Raw genomic sequence first — 21,928 nt, forward strand, 5'->3', positions numbered from 1 at the left:
CTCGCCATGATGCCCAATGAAATTCGCACCGCACGCCCGCTGCTGGACCAACTCGCCCGAGACGTGCCCGCCCTGCTCGGCGACAAGCCGACCCTGTTGGTGTGGGGAATACGCGACGTGGCATGCCGGTCGAAAGCCTACATCCCGTGAATGCGTGCCACCTTCACCGATCTCGACATAGTCGAACTGCCACGCGCGCGACACTTCATTCAGGAGCACACACCGGACACGATCGCCACGGCGATCGCGAAGCGATTCCGTAGGCACGATCGACGACCGCCACACTGATATGGTGAAGCTCGACTCGACTTGTGGATGGGCGTGGCCAGAGTTGGGGACTCACCGTCGAATGGCGCGAGCCATGGGAGACGCGCGCCCTACGGCCGGTCGAACTCGCCGTCGTTCACGCCAGCGGTGAATGCGTCCCACTCGGTCGGCGTGAATACGAGTGCCGCGCCGGCCGGATTCTTGGAGTCGCGAACACCGACCATGCCCCCGCCCAGGTGCGCGACTTCTACGCAATCCTTAGACCCGGTGCTACGGCTGCTCTTGAACCACACAGCGCCGGATAGGTCAACATTCACTGGGCATACTCCTCTGCAACCTCGAGGATGAGAGCACGGCTGGTCTCTACATCCAGCGCCAACCGATCAAGGTCGGCACAAGCTTCACGATACTGCTGGACCTCTCCGGGTTTCTCGAGGTACAGGTCCCCTAGATAGCCCTGCGCGTAGATTATCGGCGGCATGGTCAGCTCGGCTGTCGGATGTGGCGGGAACTCCAGCATGACGAATGTTCCAACCATTAGCCCGCGATACGCCCCGACAGTGCGGGGAACGATCCGGATCGAGACGTTCGGCAACTGCCCTATATCCGCCAGGTGTCGCAACTGATCGCACATGACCTGCGCGTTGCCCGCAGTTCGACGCAAAGCAGACTCATCGACGAACACATCCATCGATATGGGGTTCTCTCGATCGGTAAGGCGTGCTTGGCGTTTCATGCCTACCTGTAGCATCCGCTCGGCATCGTGAGGCGGCTTGTTCGGGAACTCGATCCAGATCAACGCACGCCGATACTCCTCGGTGTGGAGCAGACCTGGCAAGAACGTGGTCTGGTACGACGTGATCCGTTCCGCCGCGCTCTCGAAACTTACGAACAGTTCGAAGTCCTTGGGGATCTCGTCATCGGTGAAGGCCTGCCACCATCCTTTGGCCGCCCCCTTGGCTTCTTCTGCCAATGCGAGGACAACACGAGTTTCCTTCTTGGACGCCTCATAGAGGCTGCACAGCCGCTCGATCAGCACCGGGTTCAACCGTACCGGCTGCCCGGTCTCCATCTTCCAAATAGTTGACCGTGCAACAGAGATCGCGCTGGCAGCGGCTTCGCGGGTGATGTCCGCGCGTTCTCTCAACCGCTCGAGTTGGATGCTCAAGAGCCGCCGAGCGATCGTCGAATCGGAGCCCATTCAATCCTCCCGGGAGTCGTTTGTTCTCAAACAAGGATGACGCGAATAGTCAAACGACACCAGCTTTTTGCAAACGTTCGTGATCAAACAGTTCCGTACGGCTCGAAGGGGTGGTGTTCTGGATATGCGGTCACGATGACAGCGCCTTCCCTGATCGGCAGGAGCTTGTCAGGTCCGGGGCGCAGCTACGTCAGTCGTACAGAGGGGCAACGATGTTGAACCCAGAACTGCCGAAACGAACTCCGCGAGGCGGTCCGCCGCCACCTGTCGCGGTCGACCATCCCGCCGAATTGGTGGAACGCTTCGCGGACGCTGTGCGCGAGTGGGCCACCGCCGAATCCTCTCCACCTGGTGCTGCCCACCCATTCGTCGCGGTCGCCTCGATGGAGGACCACCAGTGGATCACATAGCTTTTGGCGACACACCCATGTCCCGCTGTCACTTCTACCGGCGGGTGTGCGATCTGCCCGCGACCGTCGACCCGCCGCACATCGGGCGGATCATCATGAAGGCCGAGCACGTGTGGGCACTCATCCTCCCCGACCATCTCGGCCGAGCGGTGAAAACCTATATGCAACAACATGGTTCGGATATCGGCCCGATTCTGTCGCACCCGCGCTCGAACCGGTGGACACTGCTCGTGCGACCGGACATCCCCGATGACGTGCACCTGTTCGCCGAGTTGTTCCGCCTGAACGTGTCGGTGGTGCGGACCGGTGGCACTGTCGCGTTGCCGTCACCGGTCGACACAGGCGCGCAGTTCCGACGCTGGATCGAACCACCCCGATGCGCATTTCGGCCATCCGGGCTCACGGTCGTCGATGCCATCCGCGCATGCGCGGGACCGTATCGACCCGTACGGCGGAGGGCCGCCGATGCCTGAGTGCATATTTGGGCCATGGATTGTTGACGACCTTGCGGACCACGCATTCAACGTCATCGGAGTGCTGTTCGATGAATGATATTGCGCGGCAACAAAAGACGACGATCACGCCAGCGATAGCGGCGCTGCTCGGGGTCTTTCACGAGCACACAGCCGAGAAATTGGCGATCGCCCCGGTCGACAGCGTCACACTCTGTCACTGCGCCGACGGGATCACCGAGGTGGATGAGGACGGTTGGTGCACCGACTATGACGACATGGACGAACACGATGCGATAGACATCCTGCCGACAGGCGTGGTGAACCGCGAGAACCCATGAGCGCGAACACATCTCCACGCCCGAGCGAGCCAGATGTGCACCTGAGCGTATTCCTGCACGGAGCACGATTCGACTTCGCCGCCTGCCTCACCGCCGCCCTGGTTTTCGCGCGCGAATACCAGGCACGCCACTACTCCGATGCGGTGACCATGGACCTCGGCGACACCAGCGGCTACCCGCGCCTACCGTGCGAGAAGCTCTATCTCGAACCCCGAGTTTAGACACCGATACCGCCCGGACCGCCGGAGTGGGTTCGATGGTTCCGCCAAATGACCCACAATGATTCCGGCGAATCCGGTACCGGTTCGGCGGCTGACTGCTCCCGCACTTATCTGACAGATCCGATGCACTGAGGCTAGGCCACGTCCGGGGACGACGCGCCGCCGCGACGACGCCGAGTAATTCCGTTGAGTCGGTGTGCATTCGCCGGGCGGAAGAACAGACGGAGCTCGGGCACGGAATCAGCCGATCCAGTCGGCAAGCAGCTGATCGCTTCTGCCGGTGCGGATTTCGGATTCGAGCCAGGTGTTGACGACGGTGTTGAAGAGGGTGTCGCCCTTGGGCAGGAGGTAGGCCTTGGGGGCGGAGTCGAAGGGGGTGTCGGGGTGTAGGACCTGGAGGGTGGGGTGGGTGCGCTGGCGGTAGCGGCCCTCGACCGAGTCGGTGACGAAGACGTCGGCGTTGTGTTGTTCGAGCTGGTCGTAGATGGTGAGGTTATCGGGCCAGATGGTGAGTTGAGCCTGGGGGAAGTTGGTGCGGGCGAAGGCTTCGTTGGTGCCGCCGCGGTTGACGATAACGCGGACCTCGGGACGGTTGATCTGGTCGACGGTGGCGTAGTCGGCGGCGTCGGTGCGGCGGACGACGGGGGTCTTGCCGTCGATGGAGGTGGGGATGGAGAAATCGGCGACGACACGGCGGGCCGGGGTGTCGGAGATGCCGCCGACGGCGATATCGCAGCGTGCGAGGAAGTCATCGGTCAAGCTGGACCAGGTGGTCGGAATCCATTGCGGGACAACATGCAAGGTGGCGGCGAGGTCCGTAGCGAGGGTGATGTCGACGCCGCGGTAGGTGCCGTCGTCTTCGCGCAGGGTATAGGGCGGGTAGTCGCCGGTGGTGCAGACGCGCAGCACGCCCGACTGCTGCACGGTGATCAGGTGCGATGCCTCCTGGGCGGTCGCGACCGGCCCGGTGGCGAGCAGCCAGGTCAGGGTCGACAGGACGGCCAGCGGCAGATATCGGAGCGGTCGGCGCATCGGGACAGGCTAACCGACCTGATAGTCGGCTGAGAACCCGACGAATGGGACACTTCCCAGTCGGTGCCGACCGTTGATACTGGAAACCGGCCACTCACGAAGGAGTGCGACATGACCCTTATCGGCACCTTGCTCGGGTTAGCCCTGACGGTATTCATCCTGCTGCTACTCGCCCGGTTGGTATTCGATTGGGTAGGCGTGCTCGCCGACGGCAGGCACCCCCAGTGGGTGAACCGTGCCCGCGACCTGAGCCATTCCGCGACCGAACCGGTGATCGCCCCGGTGCGCCGGTACCTGCAGCCGGTCCGGCTGGGCGGACTCTCCATCGACCTGGCGTTCACCGTTGTCTTCATCGTCGCCTTGGTCCTGCGTCAGATCTTCTTCAGCCTGTAGGCGATGGAACCCATCGCCTACGGCCCGCACCGCGACCAGGTGGCCGACCTGTACCTGCCCACCGCGGACGGTCCGGCACCGCTCATCGTGGTGCTGCACGGCGGATTCTGGCGCGCGCAGTTCGACCGCGAGCATGCTCGGCCGGAGGCGCGGGCGCTGGCCGCCCTGGGTTATGCGGTTGCGAACCTCGAGTATCGCCGGGTCGGTGACGGCGGCGGTTGGCCGACCACCTTCGACGATGTCGCGATGGCCCTCGATGTTCTGCCCGGTTTGATCGAAGATGCACGGCCGGGCTGCATCGACCAGAACCGCGTCCTCTACATCGGACATTCCGCAGGCGGACACCTGGCGTTGTGGGCGGCACTACGGCATCGGCTACCGAGCGAGAGCGCTTGGCGCACTGCGGTTGCGCCGCGAGTGGCCGGTGTCGTCGCCTTGGCGCCTGCGGCGAATCTGGTCGATGCCTATCACCGCGGCAATGGCCAGGGCGCGGTCGCCGAATTGCTCGGCGGCGGCCCGCAAGACTTTCCCGAGCGCTACGCTGCCACCGACCCATCGGCACTCGGCACCGCCGACATCCCCACAGTTGTCGTACACGGCGATCGGGACCAACGCCTGCCGATCGAAACGGCACGCGAGTACTGCGCGAAATCCGGCGCCGAACTCGTCGAGTTGCCAGGCATCGGACATTTCGAACTCATCGATCCCGATTCCACCGCATGGCCATTCGTCGTGCGGGCCCTGCATCGTTGCCTCGACAGACCCGGTGCGCGCCGTTGAGCGTGCCTGGGCGGACACGTCGCGCAGTAGAGGTCAGATCTTGCGGGCCACACCGCCGTAAGCACCGGATTCCGCGGGCGCGGCACAGCAGCAAAAATCCACTGCCCGATCGGGCAGGTTCCACGTCGTACGAGTGACCACGAAACCAGCGGTCACACTGCACAAGTGTGCGCCAGACGCCCGGGAACTGCGGTGTCTCCCAACATCATCGGCCGGTCGAGCGCTGTAGGATCAGGTCTCATGGGTTGGGAAGCCGGGCCCGGTTCAGGAGACGGCTCGCGCGGCGACCTGACCGGACGCTGGACAGCCGCGCTGACAGGTGGGGCGCGTGATCTTGTGGTACCGATGAGTGCGGGTGAGGCGCGCATGCTGCTGACGCGGCTGGCTATGGAGTTCGAAACAGCAACGCAGACAACCGAATCCGCCGATCGGGTGGCCGAGTTGGGTGCGGAGTTGGCGCGGTCGCATTTCGTCGGCGACGAAGTGCTCGGGTGCAGCATCGCGGCGCTCAGCGCGCATTTCACCGAAGCGGGCACCATCGCGGCGGATCGGCTGCCCGAATTGCTGGCCGCCTTCACCAATGGATATATCCGCGCATTCCGGGCGTGGCTGGTGGCCGAGCAGGAGAGTGTCCGCGCCGCGGAAATCGCCGCCCGAAACGCCGTCACCGAACAGTTGCGCGCGAGTGAGGCGCGGCTGCGACACCGCGCCAACCACGATCATCTGACCGGGCTGCCGAATCGGACGAAATTCATCGACACGCTCGGCGCCGCCTTCGCCGATCCGGGCGCCGACTTCGGCCTCTGCTATATCGATCTCGACCATTTCAAGCTCGTCAACGACACCTTCGGGCACGCATTCGGCGACCAACTGCTCATTCACGCCGCCACCCGCCTGCGCGCCTGTGCCCGACCTGGCCAATTGGTGGCCCGCATGGGCGGCGACGAATTCGTCATCCTGGTCCCGCAACCCCGGGAAACCGTGGCCGTGGTCGCGAAGCAACTGCTCGACGCATTCACCAAACCCTTCGACATCGACGGCCACTACCTGACCGTCACCGCCAGCATCGGCGTCATGGAGGGACGCACCGAACACACCACCGCCGATGAACTCCTGCAGGCCGCCGACACCACCATGTATTGGGCCAAGGCCGCGGGTCGCGGCCGCTACGCGGTCTTCGATGCCGATCGCGGCCGCCGCGAACATACCCGTGCCGAACTCTCGGCGGCCATGCCCGCCGCCCTGCTCCGCGACGAGCTGTTCCTGGACTACCAGCCCATCGTCGCTCTCACCGACCAGCGGATCGTCGCGGTAGAGGCCCTGGTGCGCTGGCGGCATCCGCACCTCGGCGTACTCGCCCCGGCGCAATTCGTGGATCTCGCCGAGGACAACGGCCATATCGGCGCATTGGGCGCGCAGGTGCTCGAACGGGCGTGTCGCGACAGCCGGGACTGGCACGACCGGTTTCCGGGCCGGACGCCGATCGTGAGCGTCAATGTTTCCGCCGCCGAGGTCGCCGACCCGACGTGGCTGGATCGGGTTCAGGACGTCATCGCCGAGACCGGCATCCCACCGGATCGGCTACAGCTCGAACTGACCGAGCGGGCGTTCATGCACACTACCGGTCGCCCGCTCCAGGCGTTGCGCACGTTGTCCGAGGCCGGGGTTCACATCGCCATCGACGATTTCGGCACCGGCTACTCCAATCTCGCCTACTTGGGCGAACTTCCGCTCGATGTCGTCAAACTCGCGGGACCGTTCATCCGCTGCATCCGCACCCCGGAATCCCCCGGTGCCACCGATCTGCTGGTGCTCGAATCCATTATCGAACTCACCCATGCCCTCGGCTTCACCCTCACCGCCGAATGCGTCGAAACGCAATATCAGGCCGATCGGCTGGAATCGCTCGGTTGCGACAGCGCGCAGGGCTGGCTTTTCCATCGCCCCATGCCCGTCGAACAGATCACCGAGCTGCTGACCAGCTGATGTCATCAGATTCGTTGTGTCGCATGAGCATTGACCAGTGCTAGCAGGAATTCCGTTGGCACGTCCGGCCATTCGGGATGCCAACGCCCGGCGAGCTGATCTTCGTGCACGGCCGCGAGTGTGGCGACGACGTGTGGACCCCCGTCCAGCAGATAGCGGACCGATCCGAGCTCGGCGCACTGGGCGGTTACCGTGGCCAGCAAGGTCTTTGCCGCATCGGTGCGGCCTGCGGCCGCGAGGCAGGCGATCAACATTCGGCGTGCTTTCAGCAATTCCCTCGGCCGCTCGACGGATTCGAGCAGATCAACCCATTCCTGGGACCATGCGCAGGCGAGTTCGGTCTTCTCCGGTACTCCCGCGGCGAGCAGCAGCCGGATCGCGGTGAATTCCTCGTACAGAACGGTGAATTCATCGATCGCGTCGATCGGCTCGCGACGGTTTCCGTATTCGACAACCGGCAGCGGACCGAATTCCGGATGCGGCGGCAATCCCAGTCGCAGCCGCTCGTTCTCGACCTCGGCGCCGAGCCGCGGCAATGACATCGAACGCGCGACGCGCGCACCCTCGTTCAATCGGCGAATCGCGGCCGCGCGATCGCCGCGCAACGCCTTGATACGGGCCCCGACGACATAGCGCGCCAATTTGAAATCGACGACACCCGCCTCGGGGCCGAGCTTGTAGCCCTCGTCGAGCAGTCGCTCCGCATCCGCTACTTCCCCACGCTCATAAAGCAATTCGCCCAGCAGGGATCCGGCCAACCGCGCGCCGTAGGAATGACTGCCACCGGATTGCTTGGCTACCTTCATCGCCTTGCGGAAATACTGCTCGGCACTGGCGATATCGAGTTGCAGGCTCGCGGCCAGCCCGAGAAAGCACAGGCCGTGAATGTTGTTGTATAAGCCCTTGTTCTGGCGCATATACGGTGCGGACCACTCCTGGATGCGCAGCGCCTCGTCGAAGTCGTAGCGATAGCCCGCGGTGAAGGTCGCGACATTCGCGCCGATCGCGACCACATACGGTGACAGTTCCTCGGCCCGGAAAAAGCAGGGCGCGAGCATGTCGTCGACTCCGGCCAGCGCATCCGCGCGCACCGCGACCACCGCATGCACCACACCCGCTTCGGCCCGCAGCAAGGCGGTACCGCCTTCGTCGAGTTCACCGTTATCCAGCGTCGATTCCGCAAGGCGCAGTGCGCGTTCGGCCGGTGCGGCCCGGTGCAGCAGGATATTCGCCCAGGCCAGATCCAGTTGCAGCCGTGGGTGCGTTTCGATGATGGTGGCGGGCAGCTTGTTGACCAGACCGATGAGACTGGCGAACTGCCCGTATTCCAGCAACGACATCCCGTCCCGCTCGACGATCTCGATGGCCCGCTGCTCATCCCCGGCCAGCAGAGCGTGATCGACCGCCTCGCTGACATGCCGATGCTCGGCCAACCACCGTGAAGCCACCCGATGCAATTCGGTGATCCGTTCGGGCCGATCGCGTTCCAGCCGCTGCTGCAGGAAATCCTGGAACAGATGGTGATAGCGGAACCAATTGCCGTCATCGAGCTTGCGTAGGAACAGATCCTGCAGTTCGATCTGCTCCAGCATCGCCTGCCCGTCCGGTACGCCGGTGAGCGCCGAGGCGAGTTCACCGCAGATCCGCGGCGTGATCGAGGTCGCCACCATGAAGTCGAGTGTTCCGGGTTCGAGGGTGTCCAGGACGTTCTCGACCAAGAACTCGCTGATGGCGTGGTGTCGACCGGTCAGATGGCTGATCAGCTCGCCGGGATCGTCGCTGCCGCGCAATGACAGTGCCGCCAGTTGCAGTGCCGCGACCCAGCCTTCGGTGGATTCGGTGAGATCCTCGACATCGGCGCGATCCAGTTCCAGTCCGCCCAGCTCGACCAAGAAGGCATACGCCTCCGCGATGTCGAAACGCAATGCGGTGGGGCCGATTTCGACCAGTTCGTCGCGGGCCCGCATGGAACTCATCGGCAGTCCGGTCTGACTGCGGCTGGTGATCACCAGATGCAATGTGGGACTGCAGCCTTCGAGCAGAAAGCGCAGTGCGCGGGTGGTGGCGGGATCGGTGGCGCAGTGCCAGTCGTCGATGACGACCACGAGTTCCTCACCGCGCCGGTCGATATCGTTGATCAGCGAGGTCAGCACATAGCGTTCGGATTCGTCGCCGTGCTCCTCGAGCAGCTCGCCGAGCTCGCGCGCCAGCGAGGGCCTAGCGGCTCGAATGGCTTCGATCAGATGCGAGAGGAACCAGACGACGTTGTTGTCGTCGTGATCGACGGTCAGCCAGGCCACCGCAATGCCCTCAACAGTCAGCGCCTCACACCATTGGGCTGCCAGGGTGGTTTTGCCGAATCCGGTGGGGCCGTGGATGACCGCGAGCCTGCGATTGCGTCCATCGCGCAGCAGCGCGATCAGGCGCTGGCGATCGACCAGCGGACGGTTGGCCACCGGCGGCCGCAAGCGGGTGGCGGGCACGGGTGGGGTGATGGTCGATGACGTCGCCGAGGTGCGGCGGCGGCCGGAGGTCGGTGACGGTGACGGCCGATGTCCGACGGGTTCGGCGGAGGGCAGCGGGATCGGCATATCGTCGGGCGACAGGCCGTGCCGCTCCTGGATCTCGCGCAATTGTGCACCGAATTCGGCTGCGCTGGAGGGCCGTTCCGCGCGCTCGCGCGACATCGCGCCTTCGATCGCGGCGGTCACGTCCGGGGGCAGGCCCGCCTCGCCGAGATCCGGTATCGGCTGTTTGGTGATGCGCAGGAACTGGGCGACCAACTGCTCGCCGTTGCGGCGCTCGAAGACCGCGTGACCGGTGCTGGCGCAGAACAGGGTCGAGGCCAGGCTGTAGATATCGGAGGTCACGTCCGGTACATGGCCCTGCAGTACCTCGGGTGCGGTGAAGGCGGGTGAACCGGTGATCGTGCCCGCGGTCGTCTCGAAGCCGCCGACCAGCCGGGCGATTCCGAAATCGGCGAGCTGCGGTTCTCCGTATTCGGTGAGCAGGATATTGCCGGGTTTCACATCGCGGTGCAGCAGGCCGCGTCGATGCGCGGTCTCCAGCGCGCCCGCGATTTTCACCCCGATATGCAGTGCGTCCTGCCAGCCGATCGGACCGTGCTCCTGGATGCGGGTGTCCAATGAGCCGTGCGGATGGTACGGCATCACGATGTAGGGCCGCCCGGTCGCGGTGGAGCCCACCTCGAAAACGCTGACGATATTGGGATGTCCCGACAGCTTGCCCATGGCGAGCTGTTCGCGGACAAAACGTTCGAGATTCTCCGATTCCAGATCGGCGGTGAGCACCTTGATCGCCACCATGCGCTCGAGGGCGGGCTGGGCACACCGATAGACAACACCGAATCCGCCACGTCCGATCTCGGCGGCATCGGTGAACCCGGCGGCGGCCAGCTCTGCCGCGAACCCTGAGGTGAGGTCGCGTTGCGTGGAAAGCGGATCGATATGCGACACGACGACCCCGATTACAACTACCAGCCAGCTACTTCGAGCATATTCCCGTCGCGACGATTCCGCGCGCGCTCGGTAAGATGCCGCCGCAATTGCCTGCGGGGCAGGCGATCCTGGTCGCCGAATGTCCGGCCACCGAAACTATTCGCGGCCCGCACACCGGAGGCTACCGGTTGGCGAACTGTGTCACGTCCAGTGGTAGCCGCCGACGTGCGCAGCAGCCGCCCGAGTTTCCATCCCGGGCAGTCCGGCACGGCAAGCGTCGGATGGGCATTTTCGACCAGCGATGCGAGCGTGCCGGTGTGCCTTGGGATTTCGACACAGCCGAGCGAAGTTCAGCAGACGCCTACCCTTCGGCGATGGCCGCGAGTCGGTCGATGGACACTTGGAGTTTGTCGGAGGTGGTGGCGCGGGCGCGCGGGAGCCGGTTCTGGTCGGTCAATCGCGACCAGTCGTAGGTGTGCGTGACCCGAGTATGCGCCGCGTCCACCGGCTCGAGCTCCCAACGCCACAGGTGGCCCGGCGGTTCGCTCGCCGGTTCCGCAGGCAGCCAGGCGATCCGGCGCCCCTCTTGGAATTCCACAATGTGGTTCTCGCGGATATGGCCCTTGGTGGTGGTCATGGCGAAGATATCGCCGACTTCCTGGACACGTTGGCCCGCCGGGGCTTCGGCCAGGTTGTCGTTGCCGTCCCACCGCGGCTGTTGCGCGGGATCGGCGATCAATTCGAAGATTTCATCGGCACCGGCCGCGATCTCCCGGCTGGCAGAAACAATGCGTGGCACCTCGTCGTCGGTCATACCATGATCGAAGCATCCGAGCCCGACTCCCGCCAAGCAATACACCACCTATCGCATAGGCTCCGCGTCGATCCGCGGGAAGGGGTTCTCCGCTTCCAGCAGGTACCCGATCTCCAGCAAGGTGCGCTCATCGCCGTAGGCCGCGCTGCACATGACACCGATCGGGACACCGCTGGACCCGATGCGCATCGGCATCGATAGGGCGGGCGCCCCGGTCACATTGGCGATCGGGGTGTAGCCCACATATGTACGCAGCCGCTCGATCAGCTCTTCGGACGGCACCTTCGGATCGAGATAACCCAGCGGCGGCACCACATGGGTGACCACCGGCGAAAGCACGAGCTCGTACCGCGTGAATACCTCGGCATAGATCCGGTACGCCCGGCGCAGCCGGTAGAGCGCGGCCGGAGTGCGGAGGATGCGCTCGCGGTGATAGCGGCCCAAACCGCGCGTGAGATCGTCGAGCGCATGGCGATCGAATGACCTGCCGTGCAGGACCTTGCCACCGACGGCCGACATATCGGCAAGGAACGCCCAGTACAACAGGAAGTCGTCGGCGAGGTACGGCGGGAAGGGGACGGCCATCGGCTCGACCTGATGTCCGAAGCGTTCGAGCAGCTTGGCCGCGAATTCGACCGCGCCGCGCGTTTCGGCATCGGGTTCGGCGCCGGTTCCTGCGGTGGTCAGCAATCCGATACGCAGGCGGCGGTCGGCCGGGCCGTGCACTTCGCCGATCGGCACGAGCTCGGGATTTCGCCAATAACGTTCGGCGGCAGCGGTATACGCGGCGCTATCGCGCACCGTCCTGGTCAGCACGCCCTCGGAGATGAGCCTTATCGGCAGATGCTTGTCGAGTACGTTGTCCAGGTGCCGATATCGACTCGGCTTCAGTGCGACCAGTCCAGCGCATGCGGCCGGGATCCGCAACGATCCCCCGCCGTCATTGCCATGGGCGACCGGCACGACACCGGCCGCGACCATGGCGGCCGAACCGCCGGAGGATCCCCCGACCGAATACTCCGGATTCCACGGATTCCTGGTCGGCTCGGCGGCTTGGAATTCGGTCGTCGGGTTCAGACCGAACTCCGGCATCCGCGATTTGCCGAGTACCGTCACCCCGATGCTGAGGAACTGCGCGGTGTAGGCGTCGTCGCGGGCGGCCGGACGGGCCACGAATGCGGCGCTGCCCTGGTTGGTCGGCATGCCCGCGACATCGGCATTGTCCTTGACGAACGTCGGAACGCCATACCAGGCACCGGTATGCCCCGACGCGTATCGCGGCCGCTCGACACTCGAGTACGCGATGGCATTGAGCTGCGGCTCTACCAGCGCCGCGCGGTCGATCGCCGCGCGCGTCAAATCCTTCGGACTCACCGCCCCCGACCGGACCATGGCCGCCAAGGCGACGGCATCGTGGTCGGCCAGGACATCATCGGAGAATGCGTGTATTCGATCGGCCATAACACCGCCCACAGCTACGAATCACGAATCCGGGCGCTTTGAACCCTGTCCGGTGGACGTTCGTCCGGGTAGGGGAAATGATACGCGCCCGGTCTCCGAATCAGAAGTATTGACGTCATCTCAGGCCTGTACGGGTGTTTATTCTCCCCGCACATCCCGCGACGAGAATATTGTTGGCGGCGTTGTGGTCCGGTCATGGACGCAAACCACCCGAATACCCTTGCCGGACAGCCGATCCGGCCTCAGCAGTACAGCCCGACGCGCCGATACGATCACCATTGCACCCGAGTGCGCATCAGAAGACTTGCAGCGGAGGGGATTCGGGGAAGGTGACGGGCAGCGCGACCGGGGCGCGGTGGAACGGACCCGGGCGCCATTCCAGTTCTTCGACGGGGACGGCCAGCCGCATTTCCGGCAAGGCGTCCAGGAGTTGATCGATCGCGTCCTGTGCGATCAGGGTCGCGATCGAGCGAGCGGGGCAGGCATGCGGGCCGACACTCCACGCCAGGTGGGAGCTGTTGTCGGTGTACGCGCCGGTGGTGATCGCGGGATCGTTATTGCAGCCGGTCATGCTGATGACGACCGGTTGGTGCGCGGGCAGCCACGAGCCCTCGATCAGGACCGGTTGCTTCGGGAAGGTGATGCAGTAGTTCGATAGCGGCGGATCGGTGAACAGCACCTCGTCCAACGCGTCGCGCGTGGATAGAGTGCCGCCGAGAATGCCACCACCGAACCGATTGTCGGTCAGCATCAGTCGCAGCGTATTGACGATCAGATTCTGCGTCGGTTCCATTCCGGCGCCGTACAGGAGCAGGACCTGCTGAATCATCTCGGCGTCATCGAGCTTCGCCGGATGGGCGAGCAGCACGGACACGATATCGTCGGCCGGTTGGTCACGCCTGAGGCAGACCAGTTCGAACATGGCATCGGCAAGAATCTTGCCGCCCTCGACGGCCGCATCCGCACCCTCCATCATGCGCGCCAGACCGCTTGCGGCACGCTGGCTGATCTCCTGCGGACAACCGAGCATCGCGTTGATCACGGCGAAGGCCAGCGGCAATGCGTACTGCCCGACCAGATCCGCCGTACCGTCCTGGCAGAAGGTGTTGATCAGGGGAATGGCGATCTGCTCCACAGTGGAATGCAGAGCGAACAGGTCGACGACAGCGAGGCCGGCGACGGTCGTCTCCCGGTAGCGGGCGTGCTCGAGGCCGGTGGTACGAATCGCCGCCGGACGCCATTCGAGCATCGGCCGCACCGGGCAGTCCTCGGGAACACCTTTCTGCCAGTTTCGCGAATCGTGCGGAAAATGGTCGGGATCATTGAGGATCTGCAGCGCGGTGTAGTAGCCGATCACCAGGGTCGCGGGTACACCCGAAGCCAACTCCACCGGTACCAGCGAACCATATCTCTCGCGCATTTCGCGGTACGCCTCGTGCGGGTTCGCGGCGAATTCCGCTGAGTAGAGCGAGATTCGGGGGCCGTTGGTATCAATCGGCGAGCCGTGCGGGACGGGGCGGGTGCGGGTGGTGGTTGCCGACTCTGGCGTGGTCAAGAGACGTGACTCCAGTCGTTGTGCAGAAGCGATGAGCATGGTGCGCGACCGCAGGCGCATCCGTGCCGCCTGCGCAGAGCAGAGTCAGACTACGTTGACTGCCCGGTCCGCGCGTGCCGAGCGCCCCCACCCTTGGCTATACGACATGTGACCGGCATTACAGTAGGTAGGGGCGACACGAAGGACACCGATTGAGCACAGCAGCGCACGGCAACCCCTGGGTGGCCGTTCGACCGGAGGACGACCTCGCGCAATTGGCGCGACAGGTGTCCTGTGCGCATCGCTGCTTCATCGAAGGCGACGAGCAGCTGCCGATCGATCCGGTGCGCCCGGTGGTGCTGGATTCCTGGCGGCGCAGCCGCAGCAACGGCGTCGATCCGGATCGCTTCGGCGCCGGTGTCGACCTCGATGGTCTCGAGCTGCAACGGTATCGGGCCACGCATCCGACCGCGCTGATCCGACCGATGGTGCGCAAACTGCTGGTCGAGGATGCCGCCGAGGCCGGACTGCTGGTCGCGATCAGCGATGCCGAGGGCCGATTGCTGTGGGTGGAGGGCGATTCGAAGGTCAAGGACCGGGCGCTGGCCATGAATTTCGTCGAGGGCGCGGACTGGAGTGAGGACCGGGTCGGCACCAATGCACCCGGCACCGCACTCGCCCTCGATCACCATGTGCAGATCTTCGGGGCCGAACACTTCAGTCGCGTGGTGCACGAATGGAGTTGTTCGGCTGCGCCCGTACATGATCCGCGCAGCGGCCGGATCATCGGCGCCATCGATATCACCGGCGGACCCCGCGTCGCGGCGCCGGAGGTGTTGTCACTGATCCGCGCGACGGTATCGGCCGCGGAATCCGAACTGCGGCTGCTCATGTTGGACGCTCCGAAACCGCTCGCGTCGACGACGGCACGCCTCGAGGCGCTCGGCCCGGCCCGGCCGACCCTGATCCGCGATGGTGAGCGCATCCGTCTGTCACAGCGCCACGCCGAAATCCTATTGCTGCTGGCCAATTACCCGGAGGGGCTGAGCGCCGACCATCTCGCCATGCTGCTCGACGAATCCGAGCTGGATCCGGTCACGGTGCGCGCAGAGATGTCGCGGGTGCGAAAGATGTTGGGCGCCAATGGCCTCGGCTCCCGGCCGTATCGGCTGCTGATGGAGCTGGATACCGATGTCGACGGGGTTCGGCGTGCACTCGCGCGCGGCGATACGTCGGCGGCGTTGCGCGCCTATCCCGGCCCGATCCTGCCTCGCTCGCTCGCACCGGGCATCGCTGAATTGCGCGTCGAATTGCGCGGACGCCTGCGCGCGGCCCTGTTGACGGCCGGTGACCGCCGCCTGCTGGCCCGCTGGACCGGTTCGGCAGACGGGCGCGAGGACGTTGCGGCGTGGACCGCCTACCTCTCCTCGCTGGACCGTCAGTCCTCGCTGTATGCCCAGGTGAAGACACAATTGCGACTACTCGACCGCAAATTGGGCATCTGACCAGTCTCTTGCAACGGTCGTGCAACATGAACACTCCTAGTGTTCCGGATCACACCCTGACGTGAAAAGTCAGCAGATCGAGGAGCATTCGATGACCGTCTTCGCCCGCCCAGGCACACCCGGCGCCGCCATGTCGTTCCAGACCCGATACGACAACTGGATCGGCGGCGAATGGGTCGCGCCCGTCAAGGGGCAGTACTTCGAAAACCCAACTCCCGTAACGGGTCAGCCGTTCTGCGAGGTCGCGCGCGGCACCGCCGAAGACATCGAACTCGCCCTCGATGCCGCGCACGCCGCCGCACCCGCGTGGGGCAAGACCTCGGTCGCCGAGCGCGCCCTCATCCTCAACAAGATCGCCGACCGCATCGAAGCGAACCTCGACGCGCTCGCCCTCGCGGAGGCCTGGGACAACGGCAAACCGATCCGGGAAACCCTTGCCGCCGATATCCCGCTGGCCATCGACCACTTCCGCTACTTCGCCGGCGCCATTCGCGCACAAGAGGGTTCGCTGTCGCAGATCGATGCCGACACCGTCGCCTACCACTTCCACGAGCCGCTCGGTGTGGTCGGCCAGATCATTCCGTGGAACTTCCCGATTCTGATGGCCACCTGGAAGCTCGCGCCCGCGCTCGCCGCAGGCAATGCGGTCGTGCTCAAGCCCGCCGAGCAGACCCCGGCCTCGATCATGTTCCTGATCGGTCTCATCGGCGATCTGCTGCCGCCAGGTGTGGTCAATATCGTCAACGGTTTCGGTGTCGAGGCCGGTAAGCCGCTGGCCTCCAGCCCACGGATCAAGAAGATCGCCTTCACCGGCGAAACCACCACCGGCCGCCTGATCATGCAGTACGCGTCGCAGAATCTGATCCCGGTCACGCTGGAACTCGGTGGCAAGAGCCCGAATATCTTCTTCAGCGATGTCCTCGCCGCCAATGACGACTTCCAGGACAAGGCACTCGAGGGCTTCACCATGTTCGCGCTGAACCAGGGTGAGGTCTGCACCTGCCCGTCGCGCGCGCTCATCCAGGCCGATATCTACGACGAATTCCTGGCCGCGGCCGTGGTGCGCACCAAGGCGGTGCGGCAGGGCGATCCGCTCGATACCGAGACCATGATCGGCGCGCAGGCCAGCAACGATCAGCTCGAAAAGATCCTGTCCTACCTCGAAATCGGCAAGGGCGAGGGCGCGACTTTGCTGACCGGTGGCGAGCGCGCCGACCTCGGCGGCGATCTGTCCGGCGGATACTACGTGCAGCCAACGGTTTTCGCGGGCAGCAATTCGATGCGGATCTTCCAGGAGGAGATCTTCGGACCCGTCGTCTCGGTGACCTCGTTCGCGGACTACGACGAAGCCATCAAGATCGCCAACGACACCCTCTACGGACTCGGCGCGGGCGTATGGTCGCGCGACGGTTCGGTGGCCTACCGGGCCGGACGCGATATCCAGGCCGGACGGGTGTGGACCAACACCTATCACCAGTACCCGGCACATGCGGCCTTCGGCGGCTACAAGCAGTCCGGCATCGGCCGCGAGAACCATCGCATGATGCTCGACCACTATCAGCAGACGAAGAACCTGCTGGTCGGCTACGCATCGAAGGCGCAAGGCTTCTTCTGATGGCCGCAGTCCCACGGCGCGTGCGCGCCACCGCGGCGGCGATGGATCTGCTCCGTCGCCTCCGCGGGCTGCACGGCCCGCTGATGCTGCACCAGTCCGGTGGTTGCTGCGACGGATCGGCCCCGATGTGTTACCCCGCAGGCGAATTCGTGATCGGCGATCACGACGTGCTGCTCGGATTGCTCGATCTGCGATTGCGGGTCGATGAGTTGCCGGCTACCGCGCCGGAGCCGGACGATATCGCACCGGTGTGGATCTCGGGACCGCAGTTCGCTGCCTGGCAGCACACCCAACTCGTCCTCGACGTCGTGCCCGGTCGCGGTTCGGGGTTCAGTCTGGAATCGCCGGAAGGGTTTCGATTCCTCAGTCGTGGAAGGGTTTTCGATGACGGCGAGCTGGCCGTTCTGGCTGCGACCGAACCGGTGACGGGCGCGGGCTGGGAGCGAGGGGAACGTCCTGTGGTCTCGAGCGAACCACAGGTCGTCGCCGAGGCAGCCGATGCGTGCCCGGTTCCCGGTAGCGGAACGCGGCCGTAGCCTTGACAGCTAACTTTTACTGAGGCCCCGCCGTTTCCGGCTCAGACTCCGGTTCGCGGCTCGATCGCCACCAGGTCGAGCACCAGGTCCTGGAGCACCCGGCGTGTGGTGTGCGCCTGCGCGATCAACGGTTCGGATGATTCCGTCTCGGCTAGCTCTACCAGCTTGTTGACTACGTGGCAGACCGCAACGAGTCGTCGGATCGCTTGACGCCGCTCGGCGAGATTCATGGTGTCGGTGGCCATATTCACCAGATCGCCGCAACACCTCCGACCGTTTCGCTCGAGTTTGCTGGATCACCGAGTGGCACTTCCGGCAATCGTGACGCAACCATCGATCATCCGGCTGACCGGAGAGCGGCACGGGCGGCGGCGCGGGCGCTGTCCGGGTCGGAGGTCGACAGGACGGCGGCCGCGGCGCGGTGGCAGTCTTCGAGGGTGACGGCGGAGAGGGCGGCTCCGACGGCGGCCACCGCGACACCGGCGGCGGAGAGCGAACTGATGCCGAATCCGGTTAGAACACAGGCCAATAGCGGGTCGGCGGCGGCTTCACCGCAGACGCCGACGGGCTTGCGCGCGGTCGCGCCGGCAGCCGCGGTGCGGGCGACCAGCGCCAGGACAGCGGGTTGCCAGGGGTCGGTGAGTGCGGCGAGGTCGGCGGACATGCGATCGGCGGCCATGGTGTATTGGGCGAGGTCGTTGGTGCCGATCGAGAGGAAGTCGACGTGCTCCAGAATGGCCTCGGCCAGGAGGGCGGCCGCGGGGACCTCGATCATGACGCCCGGGACCAGTCCGCGCGCTCGCACCTTGGCGGCGAACGATTTCGCTTCGGCCGCAGTGGAAATCATTGGTGCCATGACCCACGGTGTGGGCGTGCGGTCGGTGGCCGCCTGGGCGATCGCGTCGAGTTGGTGGTCCAGGATTCCGCTGTCGCGGGCGGCGATGCGGATGCCGCGCACACCGAGCGCCGGGTTCGCTTCGTCGGCATGGTCGGCGAAGCGCAGTGGCTTATCCGAACCGGCGTCGAGGGTGCGGATCACCACCTTCGACCCGGCATAGGCGTCGAAGACCTCGCGATAGATGCCCGCCTGTTCGGCGATGCCCGGCTCGGATTCGCGGTCCAGGAAACATAATTCGGTGCGGAACAGGCCGATGCCCTCGGCCGGTTGGGAGCGCGTCGCGCGGGCTCCGGCCGCGTCTTGGACGTTGGCGAGAATCTCGACCCGGTGTCCGTCGGCGGTCGCGCCCGGACCGGTCCAGGCCGCCGTGCGCGATTCCTGCGCGCGGTATTCGGCCACGGCGCGGGCGGCGGTTTCCGGGTCCGGGCCGATGGCGACCTGCCCGGCCGCCCCATCAATCAGCACCTGCACTCCGGCTGGCACGTTGTCCAGTCCGGCGATCGCGACCACGCACGGGATACCGAGCTGGCGGGCGATGATCGCGGTGTGGCTGGTCGGGCCGCCGCGCGAAGTGGCAAGGCCGACAATAAGATTCGGATCCAATCCAGCGGTATCCGCCGGGGCCAGGTCGTCGGCGAGCAGGATCGATGGCCTGGCAGGCGTAGGAATGCCAGGCTCGGGCACACCGGCCAGCTCGGCCACCACCCGGTCACAGACATCGCGAAGGTCGGTGACGCGTTCGGCCATCAGCCCACCGAGTTTGGTGAACACCTCGGCGAACTGCTCGGTGGCCGCGGTTGCCGCGACGGCGGCGGGACTGCCCGCGGCGATCAATTTCTCGGCGGCACTGAGCCAGCCGCGATCGGCGGCCATCGCGGCATTCGCGACGAGCACCTCCGCGGCCGCACCACTCGCGCGGGTGGCGCGCTCGCGCAAGCGCCGGGCAACCACCGATGTCGCGGCAAGGAAGGCTTCGTGTTGTGATGCCCGATCGGACTCGGCGACCGGTTCGGCACGAAGGTCCGCGCGGATCCGCGGTGCCGGACGCACGGTTGGCGCGGCGGCGATTCCGGGCACCGCCGGCGTCCCGCGCAATGTCATGGCGCTGCGCGCAACCTTCACGGACCCTGTGGTCTGCGGTGATCCGAACATTCGATTCCTCCTCCACGCCGATGTCGAGTGAGTGCGACCGATTACTCAGCTCGGCTCGTTGTGACCCAGACTACTCAAATCTCTTGACAAAGCAACATAGACGGGCATAAAACAACATAAACACACATTGCCAATCGGAGGACCGGATGTACGCAGAGGAGCGCCAGCAGGCCATCGCCGCCCTGGTCGGGCAACGCGGGCGCGTATCGGTCGCAGTTCTGTCCGAGCAGTACGGAGTCACCACCGAAACCGTGCGCCGAGATCTGGCGGTCCTCGATCGGATGGGGCTGATCCGCAGGGTGCACGGCGGTGCGGTGCCCGCGGCGGCGCTCACCGCGATCGAACTCGGCACCACCGAGCGCGAACACACGCACGCCGCCGAGAAGGACCGCATCGCCAAGGCGGCCCTCGACTACTTGCCGCCGACCGGTGGCAGCGTGCTGTTCGATGCCGGGACCACCACCGCGCGGGTGGCCGCCGCCCTGCCCGCCGACCGCGAGCTCGTCGCCGTGACGAACTCGGTGCCCATCGCGGCCCGGCTCAGCGGATTCGCCGGAGTGCGGCTGCATCTGATCGGTGGCCGGGTGCGGGGTGTCACGCAGGCCGCGGTCGGCGCGGAGGCCTTGCGGGTGCTCGGTGAGTTGCGGGTCGATGTGGCATTCATCGGCACCAATGCCCTGACCATCGGTCACGGACTGTCCACCCCTGATCCCGACGAGGCGGCGGTGAAGCGCGCCATGATCGCCAGCGCCCACCGGGTCGTGGTGGTCGCCGACGCCACGAAGGTCGGGCGCGAGGATCTGCTCAGCTTCGGTTCGGTCGAGGAATTCGATGTGCTGGTCACCGATACCGGGCTGCTGCCTTCGGTGCACAACGAACTCACCGAGTACGGCATCGAGGTGGTCACGGCATGATCGTCACGCTCACCGCGAATCCCAGTATCGACCGCACCGTCAGCCTGCGGGAACCGTTGCGGCGCGGTGCCGTGCTCCGGGCCGAGACCGCGCTGTCCCAGCCCGGCGGCAAGGGGGTCAACGTTTCCCGGGTGATCGCCGCCGCCGGGTGCCAGACCATTGCGGTGCTGCCCGGCAATGGCGGTGATCCGTTGCTGCGCATGCTCACCGATGCCGATATCGAGCACCGCGCGGTGCCGTGCGCCACCGCGGCGCGCACCAATCTCACCGTCGCCGAACGCGATGGCACCACCACGAAGATCAATGAACCCGGACCATCACTGTCCGCCGAATGCCTTGCCGCACTGGCGAATCAGCTCGATGCACTCGCCGATACGGCGAGCTGGGTCGTGCTGTCCGGATCCCTCCCACCCGCCGTCCCCACCGACTGGTACGCGTATCTGCTGCACCGGCTGCGCGGCGTCCGGATCGCGGTCGATACCTCCGACGCTCCCCTGCTCGCACTGGCCGCCGAACTGGAATCGGCTGCGCCGCAACTACTCAAGCCGAATGCCGACGAACTGGCCCAGCTCACCCACGGTGACCCCGTCGAGTTGGAGGATCCGGTCGCCGCCGCCCATGCGGCGAGCACACTGGTCGCTCGCGGGGTCGGTGCCGTGCTCGCGACGCTCGGCGCGGCCGGAGCCGTACTCGTCACCGCGGACGGTGCATGGCATGCCGCCGCACCCGCCATTACTCCGCGCAGCACCGTGGGAGCAGGCGATTCCGCGCTGGCCGGCTACCTGCTCGCCGACCTCGACGGGCTGGACGCGCCGGATCGGCTGCGCCGCGCCGTCGCCTACGGCAGCGCCGCCGCCGCGCTGCCGGGGACCGGGCTGCCCGGTCCACACCACACCGACCCCCGCGCCGTGGCCGTCACGACGTTGGAATCCCTGCACAGTCGCTGAAGGACACTGCG

The 21,928-nt window shown here is 65.6% G+C and carries 22 protein-coding genes; 13 read left to right on the forward strand and 9 right to left on the reverse strand.

Annotated features, from left to right (window positions below):
* The first annotated feature begins 6 nt into the window (after positions 1 to 6).
* Positions 7 to 150: a hypothetical protein gene (locus tag ACQPYR_RS27795; protein WP_433621891.1), complete on the forward strand. Its 144-nt coding sequence runs from the start codon at positions 7 to 9 to the stop codon at positions 148 to 150.
* Between the two features lie 227 nt (positions 151 to 377).
* On the opposite strand, the gene ACQPYR_RS27800 is transcribed toward ACQPYR_RS27795, so the two are convergent.
* Positions 378 to 584, reverse strand: coding sequence for a DUF397 domain-containing protein (locus ACQPYR_RS27800; protein ID WP_433621892.1), 207 nt, complete (start codon positions 582 to 584; stop codon positions 378 to 380).
* Complete coding sequence (locus ACQPYR_RS27805) at positions 581 to 1,468, reverse strand: helix-turn-helix domain-containing protein (RefSeq protein ID WP_433621893.1); 888 nt, start codon at positions 1,466 to 1,468, stop codon at positions 581 to 583. The genes ACQPYR_RS27800 and ACQPYR_RS27805 overlap by 4 nt, the downstream gene beginning before the upstream one ends.
* A gap of 212 nt (positions 1,469 to 1,680) precedes the next feature.
* Between ACQPYR_RS27805 and ACQPYR_RS27810 the strand changes: the two genes are divergently transcribed.
* The 4 genes from ACQPYR_RS27810 to ACQPYR_RS27825 are packed head-to-tail and all read left to right on the forward strand — an operon-like array spanning position 1,681 to position 2,892.
* The gene (locus tag ACQPYR_RS27810) at positions 1,681 to 1,878 is read left to right on the forward strand and encodes a hypothetical protein (protein ID WP_433621894.1); all 198 of its coding nucleotides are present in this window, start codon (positions 1,681 to 1,683) and stop codon (positions 1,876 to 1,878) included.
* Between the two features lie 17 nt (positions 1,879 to 1,895).
* Positions 1,896 to 2,351 carry a DNA-directed RNA polymerase subunit beta gene (locus ACQPYR_RS27815; RefSeq protein ID WP_433621895.1) on the forward strand — a complete coding sequence of 152 codons (456 nt, stop codon included), beginning with the start codon at positions 1,896 to 1,898 and terminating at the stop codon, positions 2,349 to 2,351.
* Between the two features lie 23 nt (positions 2,352 to 2,374).
* Positions 2,375 to 2,671 carry a hypothetical protein gene (locus ACQPYR_RS27820; protein ID WP_433621896.1) on the forward strand — a complete coding sequence of 99 codons (297 nt, stop codon included), beginning with the start codon at positions 2,375 to 2,377 and terminating at the stop codon, positions 2,669 to 2,671.
* A 35-nt stretch (positions 2,672 to 2,706) separates the two neighbouring features.
* The gene (locus tag ACQPYR_RS27825) at positions 2,707 to 2,892 is read left to right on the forward strand and encodes a hypothetical protein (protein WP_433621897.1); all 186 of its coding nucleotides are present in this window, start codon (positions 2,707 to 2,709) and stop codon (positions 2,890 to 2,892) included.
* 240 nt (positions 2,893 to 3,132) lie between these two features.
* Here the strand turns inward: ACQPYR_RS27825 and ACQPYR_RS27830 are convergent, their stop codons facing one another.
* A complete protein-coding gene (locus tag ACQPYR_RS27830) occupies positions 3,133 to 3,924 on the reverse strand; it encodes a transporter substrate-binding domain-containing protein (protein WP_433621898.1) in 792 nt (263 codons plus the stop codon).
* A gap of 111 nt (positions 3,925 to 4,035) precedes the next feature.
* Here ACQPYR_RS27830 and ACQPYR_RS27835 point away from each other — a divergent pair, with 111 nt between their 5' ends.
* The 3 genes from ACQPYR_RS27835 to ACQPYR_RS27845 all read left to right on the forward strand — a co-directional run bounded on the left by ACQPYR_RS27835 (position 4,036) and on the right by ACQPYR_RS27845 (position 7,083).
* A complete protein-coding gene (locus ACQPYR_RS27835) occupies positions 4,036 to 4,317 on the forward strand; it encodes a YggT family protein (protein WP_357472466.1) in 282 nt (93 codons plus the stop codon).
* A gap of 3 nt (positions 4,318 to 4,320) precedes the next feature.
* Entirely contained in the window at positions 4,321 to 5,097 is a 777-nt protein-coding gene (locus tag ACQPYR_RS27840) for an alpha/beta hydrolase family protein (protein ID WP_433621899.1), read from the forward strand.
* Between the two features lie 240 nt (positions 5,098 to 5,337).
* On the forward strand, positions 5,338 to 7,083 hold the full coding sequence (locus ACQPYR_RS27845) for a putative bifunctional diguanylate cyclase/phosphodiesterase (RefSeq protein WP_433621901.1): 1,746 nt from the start codon (positions 5,338 to 5,340) through the stop codon (positions 7,081 to 7,083).
* Positions 7,084 to 7,088: 5 nt separating this feature from the next.
* Here ACQPYR_RS27845 and ACQPYR_RS27850 read toward each other — a convergent pair whose 3' ends face one another.
* The 4 genes from ACQPYR_RS27850 to ACQPYR_RS27865 form a co-directional block, all read right to left on the reverse strand.
* Positions 7,089 to 10,559 carry a protein kinase domain-containing protein gene (locus ACQPYR_RS27850; RefSeq protein WP_433621902.1) on the reverse strand — a complete coding sequence of 1,157 codons (3,471 nt, stop codon included), beginning with the start codon at positions 10,557 to 10,559 and terminating at the stop codon, positions 7,089 to 7,091.
* Between the two features lie 343 nt (positions 10,560 to 10,902).
* Positions 10,903 to 11,355 (reverse strand): SRPBCC family protein, encoded by a 453-nt coding sequence (locus ACQPYR_RS27855; protein ID WP_433621903.1) that lies wholly within the window; start codon positions 11,353 to 11,355, stop codon positions 10,903 to 10,905.
* A 48-nt stretch (positions 11,356 to 11,403) separates the two neighbouring features.
* Complete coding sequence (locus tag ACQPYR_RS27860) at positions 11,404 to 12,816, reverse strand: amidase (protein WP_433621904.1); 1,413 nt, start codon at positions 12,814 to 12,816, stop codon at positions 11,404 to 11,406.
* A gap of 295 nt (positions 12,817 to 13,111) precedes the next feature.
* Positions 13,112 to 14,371: a cytochrome P450 gene (locus ACQPYR_RS27865; protein WP_433621905.1), complete on the reverse strand. Its 1,260-nt coding sequence runs from the start codon at positions 14,369 to 14,371 to the stop codon at positions 13,112 to 13,114.
* A gap of 191 nt (positions 14,372 to 14,562) precedes the next feature.
* On the opposite strand from ACQPYR_RS27865, the gene ACQPYR_RS27870 reads away from it, so the two are divergent.
* The 3 genes from ACQPYR_RS27870 to ACQPYR_RS27880 all read left to right on the forward strand — a co-directional run bounded on the left by ACQPYR_RS27870 (position 14,563) and on the right by ACQPYR_RS27880 (position 18,006).
* Complete coding sequence (locus ACQPYR_RS27870; protein ID WP_433621906.1) at positions 14,563 to 15,855, forward strand: transcriptional regulator; 1,293 nt, start codon at positions 14,563 to 14,565, stop codon at positions 15,853 to 15,855.
* Between the two features lie 91 nt (positions 15,856 to 15,946).
* Positions 15,947 to 17,470: an aldehyde dehydrogenase gene (gene adh / locus ACQPYR_RS27875; RefSeq protein WP_433621907.1), complete on the forward strand. Its 1,524-nt coding sequence runs from the start codon at positions 15,947 to 15,949 to the stop codon at positions 17,468 to 17,470.
* On the forward strand, positions 17,470 to 18,006 hold the full coding sequence (locus ACQPYR_RS27880; protein ID WP_433621908.1) for a DUF779 domain-containing protein: 537 nt from the start codon (positions 17,470 to 17,472) through the stop codon (positions 18,004 to 18,006). The genes adh and ACQPYR_RS27880 overlap by 1 nt, the downstream gene beginning before the upstream one ends.
* Before the next feature lie 41 nt (positions 18,007 to 18,047).
* On the opposite strand, the gene ACQPYR_RS27885 is transcribed toward ACQPYR_RS27880, so the two are convergent.
* Both ACQPYR_RS27885 and ACQPYR_RS27890 read right to left on the reverse strand, forming a co-directional pair.
* Complete coding sequence (locus tag ACQPYR_RS27885; protein WP_387287959.1) at positions 18,048 to 18,257, reverse strand: hypothetical protein; 210 nt, start codon at positions 18,255 to 18,257, stop codon at positions 18,048 to 18,050.
* An 86-nt stretch (positions 18,258 to 18,343) separates the two neighbouring features.
* Positions 18,344 to 20,056: a putative PEP-binding protein gene (locus tag ACQPYR_RS27890; protein WP_433621909.1), complete on the reverse strand. Its 1,713-nt coding sequence runs from the start codon at positions 20,054 to 20,056 to the stop codon at positions 18,344 to 18,346.
* A gap of 146 nt (positions 20,057 to 20,202) precedes the next feature.
* On the opposite strand from ACQPYR_RS27890, the gene ACQPYR_RS27895 reads away from it, so the two are divergent.
* Entirely contained in the window at positions 20,203 to 20,970 is a 768-nt protein-coding gene (locus tag ACQPYR_RS27895) for a DeoR/GlpR family DNA-binding transcription regulator (RefSeq protein WP_433621910.1), read from the forward strand.
* Entirely contained in the window at positions 20,967 to 21,917 is a 951-nt protein-coding gene (locus tag ACQPYR_RS27900; RefSeq protein ID WP_433621911.1) for a 1-phosphofructokinase family hexose kinase, read from the forward strand. The genes ACQPYR_RS27895 and ACQPYR_RS27900 overlap by 4 nt, the downstream gene beginning before the upstream one ends.
* The last annotated feature ends 11 nt before the right edge of the window (positions 21,918 to 21,928 follow it).

Source organism: Nocardia sp. CA-120079, assembly GCF_050955745.1.
Taxonomy (GTDB): Bacteria; Actinomycetota; Actinomycetes; order Mycobacteriales; family Mycobacteriaceae; genus Nocardia.

Excerpts from the sequence above, each read along its gene's own strand:
- ACQPYR_RS27895 (WP_433621910.1), top strand. The coding sequence starts at position 20,203 with ATGTACGCAGAGGAGCGCCAGCAGGCCATCGCCGCCCTGGTCGGGCAA.
- ACQPYR_RS27855 (WP_433621903.1), bottom strand. The coding sequence starts at position 11,355 with ATGACCGACGACGAGGTGCCACGCATTGTTTCTGCCAGCCGGGAGATC.
- ACQPYR_RS27860 (WP_433621904.1), bottom strand. The coding sequence starts at position 12,816 with ATGGCCGATCGAATACACGCATTCTCCGATGATGTCCTGGCCGACCAC.
- adh (WP_433621907.1), top strand. The coding sequence starts at position 15,947 with ATGACCGTCTTCGCCCGCCCAGGCACACCCGGCGCCGCCATGTCGTTC.
- ACQPYR_RS27810 (WP_433621894.1), top strand. The coding sequence starts at position 1,681 with ATGTTGAACCCAGAACTGCCGAAACGAACTCCGCGAGGCGGTCCGCCG.
- ACQPYR_RS27815 (WP_433621895.1), top strand. The coding sequence starts at position 1,896 with ATGTCCCGCTGTCACTTCTACCGGCGGGTGTGCGATCTGCCCGCGACC.
- ACQPYR_RS27900 (WP_433621911.1), top strand. The coding sequence starts at position 20,967 with ATGATCGTCACGCTCACCGCGAATCCCAGTATCGACCGCACCGTCAGC.
- ACQPYR_RS27835 (WP_357472466.1), top strand. The coding sequence starts at position 4,036 with ATGACCCTTATCGGCACCTTGCTCGGGTTAGCCCTGACGGTATTCATC.
- ACQPYR_RS27890 (WP_433621909.1), bottom strand. The coding sequence starts at position 20,056 with ATGTTCGGATCACCGCAGACCACAGGGTCCGTGAAGGTTGCGCGCAGC.
- ACQPYR_RS27795 (WP_433621891.1), top strand. The coding sequence starts at position 7 with ATGATGCCCAATGAAATTCGCACCGCACGCCCGCTGCTGGACCAACTC.
- ACQPYR_RS27880 (WP_433621908.1), top strand. The coding sequence starts at position 17,470 with ATGGCCGCAGTCCCACGGCGCGTGCGCGCCACCGCGGCGGCGATGGAT.
- ACQPYR_RS27840 (WP_433621899.1), top strand. The coding sequence starts at position 4,321 with ATGGAACCCATCGCCTACGGCCCGCACCGCGACCAGGTGGCCGACCTG.
- ACQPYR_RS27845 (WP_433621901.1), top strand. The coding sequence starts at position 5,338 with ATGGGTTGGGAAGCCGGGCCCGGTTCAGGAGACGGCTCGCGCGGCGAC.
- ACQPYR_RS27830 (WP_433621898.1), bottom strand. The coding sequence starts at position 3,924 with ATGCGCCGACCGCTCCGATATCTGCCGCTGGCCGTCCTGTCGACCCTG.
- ACQPYR_RS27805 (WP_433621893.1), bottom strand. The coding sequence starts at position 1,468 with ATGGGCTCCGATTCGACGATCGCTCGGCGGCTCTTGAGCATCCAACTC.